We start from the raw sequence: 16,618 nt of genomic DNA, 5'->3' as shown, positions 1-16,618 counted from the left end.
TATGAGTTTTGTGCTTAGTTGTGTATTGATGATGAAATTGGCTATGCACGCATTGCGATTAACATTAATGCTATGAATGGATTCGCCCAACATAAAGTAGTGAGTAACAGCTCACTTGGTGGAAGTAGTATGAGTTTTGTGCTTAGTTGTGTATTGATGATGAAATTGGCTATGCACGCATTGTGAGTAACATTATAGCTGTGAATGGATTCGCCCAACATAAAGTAGTGAGTAACAGCTCACTTGGTGGAAGCAGTATGAGTTTTGTGCTTAGTTGTGTATTGATGATGAAGTTGGCTATGCTCACATTGTGAATAACATTATGGCTGTGAATGGATTCGCTCAACATAAAGTAGTGAGTAACAGCTCACTTAGTGGAAGAAGTGTGAGCATGCACTTAGCCAAGTATTGATGATAAAATTGGTCATGCCTGAAAATATTTTTTTATATTAATAATAATAATGATTCTGATATGCTCCATATACATTTACTTGTTGTATTTTCACTTAAATAATTTTGTTTTTATCTTCATTTAACACATTGAGTTTGGTCAATAAAATGCTTTTGGACTAACTAATGCTATGAATATCAATTAATAATAAGTTATTTATCTGTTTTGTAGATATACAATCACAGGTGTAATTGTTATAAATAGGTCTTTTTATGTTTCATAAAATAGATAAAAATTGTTAAATTGATGTTTCATTTAGTTGTGTTTATACTGCATATAGTGGTTTTTCTAAGCGATATTGTCATTTTATAAAGGGAATTTACTTATTGATAGTCTCATCAGTAGGATAAAATGAACACTATAAGCTGGAAAATAGACAAATGAGAAAGGTGCAAAAATTTTATCTTTTGTACTTATTATGAAGATTGTTTGTTTATCAAAGGTGGATAAAATGAAAAAAATAAAAAGCGCTAATCATCAAGTTTTTGACCAAATAGTATCTGTAAACAAACAGCAAGAAAATGAATTCAATAATGGGCAAGATGGTGCGATCATTCTGTCATTGCTCGTGATGTTTTTTGTGCCATTTTTATTACTAAATACAGTTAGAAATTTTCTTGCGATTGACTATAGCTTTAGTCTTGGCTTAGGTATGCTAGCTCTGAGCGCTATAGTTACTACTTTATTATATAAACAATTTAAAATTGGTTCTCGTTTTGCAGAAAAAGAGATTGTTTTAAGCCAACTACTATCGCGCTACATACCTAAGAATAAAGCTGAGTACCAGAAATTACGTGAAGAAAAGCAGACTGATCCTCAACATTTTTTTATGCTAGTTGATAATTGGGTTGAATCTGAAAGACAATATTATTCAAGATAATATTTAGCGTTAATTACTGTGTCTTATTTAGATATCCCCCGCCGATAATGGCAGGGGATTGAATTTTTTTAGTAATCACAATTTATTACTGCCAATTTTTACCAAAAAGATAAGCCAACTCAAGAGATTGCATTCTATTTAATCGTGGGTCACATAGAGTTTGATATTTATAGGAGATATCATTTCCTTGTATTTCTTGTAATCCTCCCGTGCATTCAGTGACGTCTTGTCCTGTCATTTCGAGATGTAATCCTCCTGGATGAATATGTGAAGCTTTGAGTATTGTTAAGAATTGTGTAACTTCATTATAAATATCGGAAAAATATCTAGTTTTATATCCATTTTCAGCACTCTTAGTATTACCATGCATTGGATCCACCATCCAAATTACAGGTGAGCCATGATATTTCACCGCCTCCAATAAAAGCGGTAGTTTCTCCTTGATAGCATCAACACCCATTCTGACAATAAGTATAATTTTACCCGCTTCCTGACTCGGATTAAGCTTACTTATTAGCTTAATGAGTGTATCTCCTGTCATTTTAGGCCCACATTTAATTCCTATTGGATTTTCTATGCCTCTAAGGTATTCAATATGTGCTTGATTGATATCTCGAGTACGTTCTCCAACCCACACCATATGTGCTGAGCAGTTATACCATTTGTTATCACTGGAATCCTTTCTTGTCATTGCTTCTTCATAAGGAAGAAGTAATGCTTCATGGCTGATGTAAATTGGTTTTGTCACATTCTCTTTATTGGAAAGATAATTGACTGTTTTATATAGCGCTTCAAGAAAGGAAATATAATGTGGCTGCTCCGTTGAACCCGGATACACTTTTATATTTAATTTATATTGATGCTCAGGAGACTCAGAGGTATTTATCGCTCTAATTAAATTTAGCGTTGCTGATGAGTAATGGTAGGCATTTAGCATTCTTTGCGGGTCAGGTGTACGGCTTTTTTCTGAAAAATCTAACCCATTGATAATCTCCCCTCGATAGCTAGGGAGCTCAATACCGTCTTTTATTTCAAATGAGTTACTACGAGGTTTGGCATATTGACCTGCAATTCTCCCAACTTTTATAATAGGCAGTTTAGTTGATTGATTTATTAAGCCAGACATTTGATTAAAGGTATAAATTAAATCTCGGATAATCGTGGATTTACAGCTATCAAAGGATTCTGCGCAGTCCCCACCTTGTAAGATAAATGCTTTACCTTCAGTAACAGCAGCTAGTATTTTTTTGAAGCTTCTTATTTCAGAAGCAAGCACTAACGGAGGGTGATTCCTTAAACGTGTTTGAAAGTAATCTAAAGCGCATTTATCGGGGTATAGAGGGTCTTGCTCTATTGGAAACTCCGTCCAAGAGGATGGCTCCCATGAAGAGGGTTGAGTATTATTCGTGAAGGATTTATCTAGCTTCTTCGGAATATTATCATTTCTTCCTGTGATAACGTCATAGTCATAAGAAAGTAACATATCTTTTCCTTAATCTTGAGGCTACAAGTTTGGTTGTGAAGAGCTAGTTTTTTTGTTGAGAGGTGTTCAAATAGGTTTCAACAGAGCCATTTTGCCTTGCTAAATAGTCCTCTCTGACAGGTGTGTAAACATCAATAACTTCTGATGGTTCTAGCGCTTCGGCATCATGGGTTGCCCAAGACGGTATAATAAAAGAGTCTCCCGCATGTAAATAAACTGTTCGGCCATCGACTGTGAGTCTTAGGGAACCTTTTAATATTGTTGTTGCTGTTTCATGTTCATGAACATGTTCAGGAATGATTGCATTAGGTTTAAATGTCCAAAATGCGATAGTAAAACCTGTACCATGTATAAACTTGGCTTTTATTTTACTTTCCTCACCTTCGTTGCGGTGTAAATCCATATCGTAGGAGATCATTTCATTTGATAAATAAAGGCTCATTTTATTTCCTCACATTATTTCAGATTTAGTATATTTTAGAATGAATAGAAAAACCCATTGGAACGGGACCAAAGTCATGTAAAACGGTTAATTTATTTCGTTCAGCAGCTTTAAGCGTTGTAATACATGCATCAACAGTGCCATTTGCGCACTGTAACGCTGATTCACTATTTGAATTAAAAAATATCGATTCTATTTTAGGATTTAAATTTTTTATTTCAGAAATTAAATCCTTTGGTGCGGGATGAGAACCGACTTTATTTATTTTATTTAAATCATTAAATCGGCTTGCAAATAACATGTTATGAGTGTCCATAACAAAACAATCCGTTAGTTTTAATAAGTTTAAATTTTTAAAAACTATATTATGTAAGTAAGGGTAAACAATGCATCCAAGTAAAATACAATTATTATCTTTCTTTATTTTTTCTACAGCAACTTCTAAAGTTTCATGAAGGACAACATTACCAGTTAAATTTTTTTGTTTTAACCAAAAATGAGCCGCCTTTTCACAGTTTGTATCTTTAGGACCTAATGTATGGATGGTAAACATAGTGTTACCTCATAATAAGTATAAAATTATATTCTTCCTGTTTGATTGATTAGCTCGGGCAATCTTTGTCCTGACTTTATTTTTTCTAACATTGTATTTTCAGTGCTATTAATAATCATTGCTTCATCGATAACTTTATCGATTAAATTAAATGGGACAATGACAGTACCGTTTGGATCAGAAATAACCAGATCTCCTGTATAAATCGTGTTATCTTCAATTCGACAGCTAGTGCCTGTTTCACTTACATAGTAGGCGCCTTGTGTATCAGAAGGGGTAATGTTACTCGCAATAACAGGGATATCTAAATCTTTCAATTCATTAATATCCCTAACGGCGCCACCTAAAATAATGGCATTAAATCCGAGCTTTTGAAAATATGTACAGCTCATTCCACCCGCTAAAGCTGCGTGCTTAATTAAATCACCAGCACCTGCGATGTATATTAAACCTTCGGCTGATTTTAGCTCAGGTACCAAAAATTGACGGACTTGATCCCATGTTGATGGTTGCTTCTCGATAATGTTCTTACCTTTTTTAACTAATTTCCATTGAACAGTATAAGCTTGCCCAACAATGTAATAATTGTTCTTATTCAACGATGATAATTGATGAGATAAAACATCACCGGATTTTAACCCATCAAGTATATCTATAATTGTTGATGTGCTTATTTTTATCTTCTTTATTTCCTCTATTTTATTTGAATTTATTTTTCAAACATAATGAATACTTCCTTTTTTAAGCATTGGTTCTTAGTCGTTTAATTAATAGAAGTAAATATTAAAATGATCAAGGTTAAAAAAAATATAATTAAATTAATAATTGTTAATTGTATGATAATGATGGGTATTTATAGATTAAATACCATTTATATTTTTGTGATTTAAATTTTTATTTAATATAATATAGTTATGGTGATTAATGTTATTTTTAATTTATTAATAATCACATTAATTAAATATTGTTATTTATAATAATGTTTATTGTTTCTACTTTATATGTGTTTAATTAAATAAAAAATAATTACACATGGTTAATGTGTAGGTGTTAGTGTTTATAAGTTCATAATAACGAGGGTGTTTTTATAAATAAAAAAACGACTCATTGAGTCGTTTTTTAAGAGTATGAGGAAAATAATTTTTAGTGTGATTTTCCCTTCTCGATACCTAAACCAATTTGAGAACGAACAAATTGCTCTCTGAAGCGTTCTTTTTCCATTCTTCCTTGTTCTGAATTATCAGTCACAGAGAACAGCCATGAAGCTGTGAATGCGACGATCATTGAGAATAATGCAGGATACTCATATGGGTAAATAGGTTTATCATGATGCAAAATACCAACCCAAATTGTGGGTCCTAAGATCATCAAAACAACCGCTGTTAACAGGCCTAACCAACCACCCGCTAATGCACCTCGTGTTGTCAGCTTGCGCCAATACATTGAAAGTAAAATAATTGGGAAGTTACAGCTAGCTGCAATTGAGAATGCTAATCCAACCATGAAGGCGATATTTTGTTTTTCAAATAAAATACCCAGACCGATTGCAACAAAGCCTAAAATAACAACGGTAATTTTAGACACTCGGAGCTCATCTTTTTCATTTGCTTTACCATTTTTCATTGCCATAGCGTAAAGGTCATGAGATACCGCAGAAGCACCGGCAAGTGTGAGTCCTGCGACAACGGCGAGTATTGTGGCAAAAGCAACGGCAGAAATGAAACCTAAGAAGAAGTTACCACCAACCGCATCTGCAAGATGTACTGCGGCCATATTTGTTCCACCAATTAATGCGCCGGCTGCATCTTTAAAGGCCGGGTTTGAACCGACAAGCACAATAGCACCGAAACCAATAATGAAGGTTAATATGTAGAAGTAACCGATAAACCCAGTTGCATAAAATACACTCTTACGTGCTTCTTTTGCATCGCTCACAGTGAAGAATCGCATGATGATATGTGGTAAACCCGCAGTACCAAACATAAGAGCTAAACCAAGAGATAGCGCCGAGATAGGATCTGAAACTAATCCTCCTGGACTCATAATGGCGATACCATTTTTATGAACCGCAACAGCTTCTTTAAACAGGGTATTAAAGTTAAAGCCGACATGTTTCATGACCATAACTGCCATAAATGTCGCACCGGCTAGCAATAATATTGCTTTAATGATTTGCACCCATGTAGTGGCTAACATTCCACCAAACAAAACATATAGCACCATTAGAAAGCCAACGATAACGACAGCCACATGATAATTTAGGCCAAACAGTAATTCGATTAGCTTTCCAGCTCCAACCATCTGAGCAATTAAGTAGAGTGCGACAACAACCAATGACCCTACCGCAGATAGTATGCGTATAGGCCTTTGTTTTAATCGATATGAAGCTACGTCAGCAAAGGTATAACGGCCAAGGTTACGTAAACGCTCAGCGATGAGAAATAAGATAATAGGCCAGCCGATTAAAAAGCCAATGGAGTAAATAAGCCCATCGTATCCTGAGGTATAAACCAGTGCGGAAATACCGAGGAATGAAGCGGCAGACATAAAATCCCCCGCAATAGCCATACCATTTTGAAATCCAGTTATTTTCCCACCAGCAGTATAGTAATCAGAGCGCGAGCGTGTTCTTTTTGATGCCCAATAGGTGATATAAAGCGTAAAACCGACGAACAATAAAAACATTATGATTGCTTGAATATTAACAGGTTGGCGCTCAACATCTCCGGTTAGCGCATCTGCTGATGCGATTGATGAGGTGAAAAAGAGAGCGAGAGAGGGGAAGACTTTCATTTTTCTACCTCTTGTAAAATTTCAGCTGTTAAGCGGTCAAATTCACCGTTTGCTCGAATTACGTAGATCCCAGTTAGGACAAAAGAGATAACAATGAGGCCAACACCGACAGGAATGCCTCTTGTGATATAAGAACCTTCGGCTATAGGTGTGCCAAGCCAACTTGGGTCGAATGCGATGAGGAAAATAAAGCTAACATATAGCGCTAGCGTTATTGCTGATAATAGCCATGAAAAGCGACTACGTTTTCTAACCAGTTCTTTAAAGCGAGGGTTATTCTCTACCTTTTCGTAAGCAGTAGCATTCATCAGAGTTCTCCTCTGTTATACTCGTTATACTTCAAGTTGCAGCTTTGTTGGCTGCGCTCACTCACACGAGTCACATACTTGTGTATGCTCCTCGTGATTCGTTCGCTTGTCGCCTAGCTGCGCCTCGAATTATTTAGAGTAAACCATCTTGTTGGGATGTATGTAAGGCCGCCTCTATGAGTTGGCCTTTTGGCGTTATGACATACTCATTGATTGTTTTTCTTCGAGTAGTTTTTCGACTACACCCGGATCTGCCAGCGTGGAGGTATCTCCGAAATTACTGGTATCTCCTGATGCAATTTTACGTAGGATACGGCGCATAATTTTGCCGGAGCGAGTCTTAGGCAAAGAGTCAGTCCAGTGTAGAACATCAGGTGTTGCAATTGGGCCTATCTCTTTGCGTACCCAATTACGAACTTCGGTATAGAGCTCGGCGGAAGGTTCTGTTCCTGATATTAAAGTGACATAAGCATAGATAGCTTGCCCTTTGATATTATGAGGAATACCAACAACTGCGGCTTCAGCAACTTTTGGATGTGAAACGAGAGCAGATTCTATTTCCGCAGTCCCTAAGCGGTGTCCTGATATATTTAATACATCGTCCACACGCCCAGTTATCCAGAAGTAGCTATCTTCATCACGACGAGCACCATCACCACTAAAATACATTCCCTTAAAGGTAGAGAAGTAAGTTTGTTCGAATCTGTCATGGTCACCAAATAAGGTACGCGCTTGACCTGGCCATGAATCAATGATGACGAGGTTACCCTCTGCCGCACCTTCTAGCGGTTCTCCGAGGTTATCGACAATTGCAGGTCGAACACCAAAGAAAGGTAAGGTAGCTGAACCCGGTTTTAGCATGGTGGCACCCGGTAGTGGGGTTATCATGAAGCCACCAGTTTCAGTTTGCCACCATGTATCAACGACAGGGCAGCGGCTATCACCAATCTTTTTATAGAACCATTCCCAAGCTTCTGGGTTGATTGGTTCGCCAACGGAACCGAGGATACGCAGTGAACTACGGTCTGTTCCTTCAATCGCTTTATCACCTTCGGCCATAAGGGCTCGAATAGCGGTTGGCGCAGTATAAAGAATATTAACTTGGTGTTTATCTACAATCTGGCACATACGATTAACCGAAGGGTAATTGGGTACGCCTTCAAACATTACTGTTTTGGCACCGTTTGATAATGGACCATACAGTAGGTAGCTGTGACCTGTGACCCAGCCGACATCAGCTGTACACCAGTAAACCTCACCTGAGTGATAATCAAAGGTATACTTGAATGTTAATGTTGCATAGACCAGATAGCCACCCGTGGTGTGTAATACACCTTTAGGTTTGCCTGTAGAGCCAGAAGTGTAGAGGATAAACAGAGGGTCTTCTGCATTCATTTCTTCTGGTGGGCAGTCTGCACTGACACCTTGAATAATGTCATGCCACCATAGATCACGGCCTTCAACCCAGCTTGGTGAGTTTCCTGTACGGTGGTAAACGATAACATTTGTAACCGTGGTAACTTGTGGGTTTGTGAGGGCATCATCAACATTTTTCTTTAACGGGATTGCACGACCTGCGCGCAGCCCTTCGTCAGACGTGATGATAAGCTTAGCTTTACAGTCGATGACTCTGCCTGATACCGCTTCTGGTGAAAAACCTGCAAAAATGACCGTATGGATAGCTCCAATACGAGCACAAGCCAGCATTGCCACCGCAGCTTCAACAACCATTGGCATATAAATAGCGACGACATCACCTTTACGGATACCGTATTTTTTTAATACATTCGCAAACTGACTAACATCATGATGTAGTTCGCGATAAGTGACATGTTTTGATGATAATGGGTCATCACCTTCCCAAATAATCGCTGTTTGGTCACCTTTTTCAGCCAGATGGCGATCCAAGCAGTTCGCGCTTAAGTTTAAAGTACCATCTTCAAACCAACGGATATCAATATGTCCGGGGTCGAAAGAGGTGTTTTTGACACGGGTATACGGTTTTATCCAATTAACGATTTTTCCTTTTTCGCCCCAAAATCCTTCAGGGTCTTGAATCGAGCGTTGGTACTCATCGTTGTACTGTTGTTCGTTTATTAGGGCACTTTTAGCAATTGCAGTAGGAACTGGATGTTTAGTTATTTGAGTCATATTATTATCTCCTTGCAGATGTTAATACTATGTCAAAAAATAGTTAACTAAAGAGAAAAATAGATATTTGTTTTTCTTTTGAGCGGAAGATCACGTATTAATTGTAATCAGATTTTCAGGATTATCATTTGATGCTAAATGTAAATCTGAAGTTAAATGCTGAAAATATCAGATTATCTGGTTGTAAAGAAAATGAAATAGCTGGTGTATTGGTATTTGTTACTGAATTAGAGAGTAATGATAGCGGATGAGAAAGACCACAAAATTATTATGGATTTGATAATGATTTTCATTAACAGTAAAATAACTATAATGGTACTAATTCACAAGATGCGTAATTACGTAAGTGCATACCCTATTAGCCTTGTGTTGAAAATGAGAAGTTAAGGGTATGTACCCAAAATAGTTCGAGTTACAGGTAAGCTGCAACTTGGAGTAAGACGGGAAAATATTAATAAGTCACTGGAGACAATAATATGAGTTATACATTACCTGCTTTACCTTATGCTTATGATGCGCTGGAACCTCATTTTGACAAACAAACTATGGAAATCCACCATACTAAGCATCACCAGACTTATGTTACAAATACCAATACAGCATTAGAAAAATTACCTGAATTAGCAGGTTTAGATATTAATGTATTGATTCAAAAATTGGATCAAATCCCTGCTGATCAACGTACTTTTGTACGTAATAACGCAGGCGGCCATTCAAACCACACTTTCTTCTGGGATGGTTTGAAATTAGGTACTGAATTAAATGGCGAATTGAAAGCTGCGATTGAGCGTGATTTCGGTAGCGTAGATGCATTCAAAGAGACATTTGAGAAAGCCGCTGCAACACGTTTTGGTTCTGGTTGGGCATGGCTAGTACTTAAAGATGACGGCAAATTAGCTGTTGTATCAACTGCTAACCAAGACAGCCCGATTATGGGTGAAGCTATTTCTGGTGTATCAGGTTATCCAATCATTGGTTTAGATGTATGGGAACATGCATATTACCTGAAATTCCAAAATCGCCGTCCTGATTACATTAAGGCCTTCTGGTCAGTAGTGAATTGGGATGAAGCTGCAAAACGTTTTGCAGGAAAAACTAAATAATTTTGTTCAATTTTAATTGAATAATTTTGCAGGCATGATTTAAACCAAATCATGCCTGTTTTAATTTGGTCAATTATTGTTATATCTCATCGCATTCTTTATGATGGAAGCCCTTTGTGCTGACCTAAATAGAGACTAAAGCCAATGCAATTCCTTCCTCAAGTATTTATCGGCAAAATTCAATCAACGCAATCTTGTGGTCAAAGCGCTATTTATAAGCGAGAAGCGGATGGCTTATTGTCGTTAGGACAAATGGGGCTTGAAGGTGATGAGCAGGCGGAAAAACGTTTTCATGGTGGTCCCGATAGAGCATTGTGCCATTATCCAAGAGAACACTATGCTTTGTGGTTAAATGCTTACCCTGAACAGGAAGAGTTATTTATCCCACCTGCTTTTGGTGAAAATATATCAACAGAAGGTATGACAGAAGAAAGTGTATTTATTGGTGATATATTTGCTTGGGGTGATGCCCGTATTCAAGTGACCCAGCCCCGTTCCCCTTGTTATAAACTTAATGGCTTAACAGGGATCGAAAATTTTGCCCAAGTGATGCAAGAAACTGGGCGATGTGGTTGGTTATACCGAGTGATTAAAACCGGTAGTGTTAGCGCAAGCACACCCTTGAAGTTATTGAGCCGTAATAGTGATATTTCGGTACAAGAAGCGATTATGATAGCGTTCCATGCGCCTTATGATGAAGAGCTGTATCGTCGCCTTCTCAGTGCGGCTGGGTTATCGGCAAGTTGGAGTTTAACTATGCAAAATCGCTTGGATAATCGCTGTATTGAAGAATTTAGCCATCGTTTATTTGGTAAACGTGGCTAATATAATTCATATACTGTTCATGTATTGTGATGAATAAATTGTTGATACCAAGGGCTTCTATCTATCAGTTCGTAATGCGACCCTTGGTCAATTACCTTGCCATTTTCCATATAAATAATATGGTTAGCTTGTTGCGCCAACATGGGTTGATGAGTAACGATAATCCGAGTTTGCTGATGAGCTTCGCTGAGTAAATTAATAACTGAAGCAGTATTGATATAATCTAAGCTGGCGGTCGGTTCATCCATGAAAATAATATCAGGGTGACTTAAAAGTAGCCTTGCGATACATAAACGTTGTCTTTGCCCACCAGAAAGAGCCATACCTCCGGTTCCCACATCACTATCAAGTAATTCATCATCTGCATCCATGTTGAGTCTTGATAGCATTATGGCTATCTGTCGGTCATCAATATTATTGATATGAAGAGATAAATTTTGCCGTAAGCTGCCACTAAATAGGCGGCTATCTTGAAAGAGTACACCTCGTTTTGCACAAAGTATTTGTTGGGATAGCTGGGTCACTTCTATGTTGCCGTAGCTTACAGTGCCTTGAGTGGGATCTTGTAAACGCGCTAATAAACTTAATAAGGTGCTTTTCCCCGCCCCTGATGGCCCGACGATAGCGGTCAATTCATTTTCTTTAAACGTTAACGTAATATTATTTAAAATTCTTTTTTTATCGTGGCTGTAATGGGATAGCGCATGACAACTCACTTGATTGCTTTCAGGATATCGAGATTCTTTCGGAAAAAAAAGTTCGTCTGTTTTAAGGGCTTGTTCTATTTGCGCTATGGCTTTTTTAGATTGGCGCAAGGCTTGGTCTAAATGGGACAATAGCCATAATGGTTCAATAAAACGAGCAAGTAATAGCATGCCCGCCAACCAGACATTTAGACTAAGCGTGGTGTTATTTACTGAAAAAATACCCATCATGGATAGAACACCAGCACAAAACAGACCAATAAAAATGATTTGAATCGATAATGAAAACAACAAATGAAAAGGAAGACTTTGGCGTTGTAGCTGTTTTTGGGTGTGATATTGGCTATTAAGCGCTAATTCTAGATTTTTTTGTTGGTTCTGACTAACTCCAGCACGACGTATTAAAGGCTGGTGGGTTGCAAAATTATCAAGAGCACTAATAACTTCCTGTTGAGAAACATAAACTTTTTGCTCCGCACGAGCAATTTGTTTGGCGCAAAAACGCAATATAAAAAGCAGCGCTACACCAATAAGTAACAGTATTCCGCCAAAGACGAATTGATAAATTAATAAGCCAATAACGACAGTTAAGGGGGTGACGATACCACTGATGATCGGGTGTAATAAGTGTGCTGGGACTGACATGATTTGCGAGGCTGGACCTGATATTAGATGACTCGCAGCTTTGACGGGTTTTAATGATAGTGGTAAATGGCGAATTAGGGCAGCTGTTAAATAGCGCATTACCGTGCCACCTGCTAAATAGCCTTTTTGTGTTGCCATGAAAGTAACAGATAGTGCTGCCAAACTACTTATGGTGAGCAGTATCAATGAGGTATTATCACCCGCCGACCAATTGAGAATTACCGAGGCCAGCAGTAAACCACTTATTCCATCAAGTATTGCACCTAGTGTCATCCAAGCAATAGCGCCGCGAACGTTGTATAACAGTGTTTTAATCATTTATTTTCCTCTAAAGCACTTAGCAATTGCTGATATTGCAAACAGTGCTCAGAAAGCTGCTGATGCGTTCCTTGTGCAATTAATTCACCGTTATCTAATAAGAACACTTTATTGACTCGAGTTAAGCAATTTAAATCATGAGTAACGAGGACTCGAGTTCGTTTATCGGTTTCGAGTAATGTTAAAACACGTTGTGCATTTTGTGGATCAAGTGCTGATGTGGGTTCATCGAACAACAAAATGGGTGCGGGGGAAAGTAACGTCCGGGCAATGGCTAATCGTTGAGCTTCACCACCAGATAAATTGATATCTGTACCCACAATACTATCGATACCTTTAGGGTGTTGTGCCAATATCGGTAATAAATTGAGTGCTTCGAGGTAATGATGAATATCCTCAGTAGTACTATGAGACGAAAAAAGCTGTAAATTATCACGTAGTGAGCAAGGTATCGGTTGAGTGTTTTGCATCACAATAGAGATTTGTTGGTTAAGTCCGTTTAATGATAATTGAGGTAGAGTAACAGTGCCAAAGTGATTGTTATTTAGGGATATATTGCCATGAGTTGGGTCTAGAAAACGAGCCATTAACTGTAATAGTGTACTTTTCCCCGCGCCAGATAGTCCGACTATCGCAATAAACTCACCCTGTTCTATATGTAAGTTAATATCTGATAATAAAATTTTACCTTGAAAAGCATAACTAAGATGCTCAATTTGTAGATCACAAGCTGTGGTGTTTAATGTTTTTTCGCCGTACTGCATTTCAGGAAGTTCAAGTAATTGCTCAATTCGTTGTGATGCACTAATTGCAAGATTGAGTGCATCACCGCCATGACCCATTGCTGCAACTGGCGCAGCTATGCTATGCATCAAGAGTATGAATAAGATAATTTGAGCAAGTGACGTGGGTTCTGGGAGAATCCATGCCCCTAAAATTACCCATAATGAGAGAAGCGTGGTGCTAATACCAAGTTGTGTTAATGCGCTAAGTGCACCTATTTTACTTATCCAACGTTCAAAAGCTTGTTGAAAAGAAATCAGCGCTAGAGTCACCGTTTTTTGAATTGATTTTTCCGGGAATTGCCTTGCGAGTAACGGGTTATCAGCCAGTTCAGCATAATGTTCATAAAGATGGGCTATCGTTTCATTACGTGCGCTGTATAGCGCTTGGTAACGTGGCGACTGCATCATTTTAAACAAATAAATAGAGGTTGCTAGAGGTAGCAAACAAAACAGTAATAATAAGCCGTTTTGAAATAATAAAATTAAAGCTGCGGTGATGGGGACAACGATAAGTTGTACAATATCGGCAGGGGCATGTGCTGTGAGTTGGTGGAGTGCGCGAACATCTCGTTCAATAACTTGTTGAACGCCGTCTTTTCCATGCTGAGTAAAATGATTTAATGGAAGTTTACCCAGTTTATTCAGTAGCTTTAGGCGTAAATGGTAGCAAAGGCGGTTATCTGTTTGATGTGTTAAGTAGAGCGCAAGAGTTTGGCCAACTAACCATATTAATCCACCAATAAAGGCAATAATCATCCAATAATAATATTGCTCAATAGGTGCAACGGCGATTTGGCTGATGGCAATCCAAGGGATTAGTGAGCTGATGCCTGCTATCGCTTGTAATATGACGGCAAAAGCTAAAATAAAACGGTAAGGGCGAAATAATGCCCATAATGCGCGATACATACCAAACCTCCATAGAGAATCTTTTACTGTAGTTTATTTCCTTTAGTAATAGGGATTTAGTTGTTTTGACAACGGGACTATTTGTTTTGATAGCAGGTAGGGTAAAGTTAAATATCGATGATTAGGGATGCTTTGCCAATTTTTAAGTAATATAGAGTTATAACATTTTTCATTATGTTGTATTTAAGTGAGAAGACGGTATGCAATATGATTTAAACGATCTGTATTATTATGTGAAAGTGGTGGAGCATGGTGGCTTTTCTCAAGCGGGACTAGCTCTTGGGATACCAAAATCAAAGCTCAGTCGGCGTATTGCAGACTTAGAGCAAAAACTGAAAGTATCATTGATTTACCGCTCGACTCGCCAATTTCATGTCACTGAAATTGGGCAAGTTTTCTATCAACAATGTAAAAATGTAGTGGATGAAGCGGAAATTGCGCATGAACTTATTTGTTCAGTACAAACACATCCTAAAGGAACAATTAAGTTATCGTGTCCTGTTGCTTTATTGCAAGTTTATCTTAATGATTTGCTTATTGATTTTATGGTTAAGTATCCTGATATTAATATTCAAATCTTAGCCGTTAACCGCCCTGTTGATGTGATTAGTGAAGGTCTTGATTTAGCGTTGCGGGTGCGATCATTACCGCTAGATGACTCTGGGTTGATGATGAAAGTATTGGGGTATTCACGCAGAATATTAGTGGCCAGTCCATCGCTCTTTCGTGAACAAGGTGCGCCAAAAGATCCTGAAGCGCTGGTGGATTATCCAATACTTGCTAATACAGAGCATTCGCAAAATTATACACTAACGCTTAAAAATAGTGAGGCATTGAGTTTTACTCAACACTTCACACCAAAACTTGCCACAACCGATGTGTTGACGTTGTACCGAGCAGCGTTAAAAGGGATCGGAATTGCAAGATTGCCTTATGGTGTGGTAGAAAAAGATTTAAATTCGGGGGAGCTGATTGAGGTATTACCCCTCTGGCATTTCCCTGAAGATATTATTCATGCGGTATACCCATCACGTAAAGGGCTATTGCCATCTGTTCAGCTTTTATTAAGTTATTTAGCAGAAAATATCTCATTAGCCGTGAAATAAAAAATTCCCCGATAGGCAAGCCCATGGGGAATTTTTCGTATAGTAAAATCTAATGAGCGGCTGGAATATGACCAAACTTACCATTATTGAAGTCATTAACGGCTTCAGTGATTTCTTTTTCGCTATTCATGACGAACGGGCCGTAACCGACTACCGGCTCATCAATAGGATCACCACTTAAAAACAGCACTAATGCATCCTCTGTGGCTTCGAGTATGATATTGCTATCGCTGTTATCAAGGATCATTAATTCCCCCTCACTCAAGCTGGCATTGCCATCAACAAACAATGAACCGCGTAGCATGACTAAGCCAACGTGGCGACCTGCTTTGGTCTGTAAGCCAACAGTTTTACCTTTATTCAGTTGTAAATCCCATACATCCATCGCGGTAAAGGTTCGTGCGGCGCCCTTGTTACCTAGATAGTCACCTGCAATAACGCGTAAAGTACCTGCTTCATTCGGTAAGGCAATATTGGGAATATTATTACTTTGCAGTAATTGATATCCCGGCGCTGCTGATTTATCTTTTGCGGGTAAGTTGACCCACAATTGCACCATATCTAAAGTACCACCATTTTTCATAAAGCGATCAGATTGATACTCTTGGTGTAAAATACCGGATGCTGCTGTCATCCACTGCACATCACCAGGGCCGATAACCCCACCTTTTCCTGTTGAGTCATGGTGAGCAACTTCGCCATCATAAACAATAGTGACGGTTTCAAAACCTCTATGTGGGTGCTCACCAACCCCTCTATTTGGAGCATCTGAGCTTGGAAAATTAAACGGTCCCGCTCTATCCAGTAGGATAAATGGGTTAAGGTATTTCCCATGATTACTATAAGTAAACATTGAACGAACGGGAAAACCATCGCCGACCCAATGGCTACGAGGGGATTTATAGATACCTATGATTTTTTTCATGGTCTTACTCCTAATTCTATTTTGATGAACGAATAATAAGGGAGTAAATGTTTAAGCAGTAGTGGCAAAAATAGGTTTCATTGTTGCAAAGATAGAACAATGTTAGGGCGACATATTGTTCTATAAATAGGATAGTGTTTATCAAAAGCTGGACTACTCAGCCAAAAAAGGATGCATTAATCTAGATTTTAAGAAAATGAGCCATTCAGTGTTCTATTTTCTAACTTAAATAGGTTT

General features: G+C 38.2%; 14 protein-coding genes. 4 read left to right on the top strand and 10 right to left on the bottom strand.

Going from position 1 to position 16,618, the window contains the following annotated elements; genetic code table 11:
- Positions 1-902 precede the first annotated feature (902 nt).
- Positions 903-1,331 carry a hypothetical protein gene (locus tag ACTH6U_RS17235; protein ID WP_294110350.1) on the top strand — a complete coding sequence of 143 codons (429 nt, stop codon included), beginning with the start codon at positions 903-905 and terminating at the stop codon, positions 1,329-1,331.
- Between the two features lie 85 nt (positions 1,332-1,416).
- Here ACTH6U_RS17235 and ACTH6U_RS17230 read toward each other — a convergent pair whose 3' ends face one another.
- From ACTH6U_RS17230 to acs, 7 genes are all read right to left on the bottom strand, one after another.
- Complete coding sequence (locus tag ACTH6U_RS17230; protein WP_441832721.1) at positions 1,417-2,814, bottom strand: 3-deoxy-7-phosphoheptulonate synthase class II; 1,398 nt, start codon at positions 2,812-2,814, stop codon at positions 1,417-1,419.
- Between the two features lie 43 nt (positions 2,815-2,857).
- Positions 2,858-3,256, bottom strand: a complete 399-nt coding sequence (locus ACTH6U_RS17225; protein ID WP_294110346.1) for a cupin domain-containing protein — start codon at positions 3,254-3,256, stop codon at positions 2,858-2,860.
- 25 nt (positions 3,257-3,281) lie between these two features.
- On the bottom strand, positions 3,282-3,809 hold the full coding sequence (locus tag ACTH6U_RS17220; protein WP_441832720.1) for a prephenate dehydratase domain-containing protein: 528 nt from the start codon (positions 3,807-3,809) through the stop codon (positions 3,282-3,284).
- Between the two features lie 26 nt (positions 3,810-3,835).
- Positions 3,836-4,483, bottom strand: coding sequence for an RraA family protein (locus tag ACTH6U_RS17215; protein WP_441832722.1), 648 nt, complete (start codon positions 4,481-4,483; stop codon positions 3,836-3,838).
- 469 nt (positions 4,484-4,952) lie between these two features.
- Positions 4,953-6,602 carry a cation/acetate symporter ActP gene (gene actP, locus ACTH6U_RS17210; RefSeq protein ID WP_294110339.1) on the bottom strand — a complete coding sequence of 550 codons (1,650 nt, stop codon included), beginning with the start codon at positions 6,600-6,602 and terminating at the stop codon, positions 4,953-4,955.
- Positions 6,599-6,910 carry a DUF485 domain-containing protein gene (locus ACTH6U_RS17205; RefSeq protein ID WP_336431029.1) on the bottom strand — a complete coding sequence of 104 codons (312 nt, stop codon included), beginning with the start codon at positions 6,908-6,910 and terminating at the stop codon, positions 6,599-6,601. Before ACTH6U_RS17205 ends, actP begins: the two co-directional genes overlap by 4 nt.
- Before the next feature lie 195 nt (positions 6,911-7,105).
- The gene (gene acs, locus ACTH6U_RS17200) at positions 7,106-9,061 is read right to left on the bottom strand and encodes an acetate--CoA ligase (RefSeq protein ID WP_441832719.1); all 1,956 of its coding nucleotides are present in this window, start codon (positions 9,059-9,061) and stop codon (positions 7,106-7,108) included.
- A gap of 476 nt (positions 9,062-9,537) precedes the next feature.
- On the opposite strand from acs, the gene sodA reads away from it, so the two are divergent.
- Together sodA and yiiM are read left to right on the top strand one after the other, a co-directional pair.
- Entirely contained in the window at positions 9,538-10,164 is a 627-nt protein-coding gene (sodA, locus tag ACTH6U_RS17195) for a superoxide dismutase [Mn] (RefSeq protein WP_294110334.1), read from the top strand.
- Positions 10,165-10,308: 144 nt separating this feature from the next.
- A complete protein-coding gene (gene yiiM, locus ACTH6U_RS17190) occupies positions 10,309-10,989 on the top strand; it encodes a 6-hydroxyaminopurine reductase (protein ID WP_294110332.1) in 681 nt (226 codons plus the stop codon).
- Positions 10,990-11,006: 17 nt separating this feature from the next.
- Here yiiM and ACTH6U_RS17185 read toward each other — a convergent pair whose 3' ends face one another.
- Both ACTH6U_RS17185 and ACTH6U_RS17180 read right to left on the bottom strand, forming a co-directional pair.
- Positions 11,007-12,656 (bottom strand): ATP-binding cassette domain-containing protein, encoded by a 1,650-nt coding sequence (locus ACTH6U_RS17185; RefSeq protein ID WP_441832718.1) that lies wholly within the window; start codon positions 12,654-12,656, stop codon positions 11,007-11,009.
- Positions 12,653-14,350 carry an ATP-binding cassette domain-containing protein gene (locus tag ACTH6U_RS17180; RefSeq protein ID WP_441832717.1) on the bottom strand — a complete coding sequence of 566 codons (1,698 nt, stop codon included), beginning with the start codon at positions 14,348-14,350 and terminating at the stop codon, positions 12,653-12,655. Before ACTH6U_RS17180 ends, ACTH6U_RS17185 begins: the two co-directional genes overlap by 4 nt.
- A 200-nt stretch (positions 14,351-14,550) precedes the next feature.
- Between ACTH6U_RS17180 and ACTH6U_RS17175 the strand changes: the two genes are divergently transcribed.
- Entirely contained in the window at positions 14,551-15,456 is a 906-nt protein-coding gene (locus ACTH6U_RS17175) for a LysR substrate-binding domain-containing protein (RefSeq protein ID WP_441832716.1), read from the top strand.
- Between the two features lie 49 nt (positions 15,457-15,505).
- Here the strand turns inward: ACTH6U_RS17175 and ACTH6U_RS17170 are convergent, their stop codons facing one another.
- Positions 15,506-16,381: a pirin family protein gene (locus tag ACTH6U_RS17170; RefSeq protein WP_294110326.1), complete on the bottom strand. Its 876-nt coding sequence runs from the start codon at positions 16,379-16,381 to the stop codon at positions 15,506-15,508.
- Positions 16,382-16,618: the final 237 nt, after the last annotated feature.

The organism is Providencia sp., from assembly GCF_052096715.1.
GTDB lineage: Bacteria > Pseudomonadota > Gammaproteobacteria > Enterobacterales > Enterobacteriaceae > Providencia.
The sequence above is the reverse complement of the archived record's forward strand: the minus strand, read 5'-3'. Positions and strand labels throughout refer to the sequence as shown.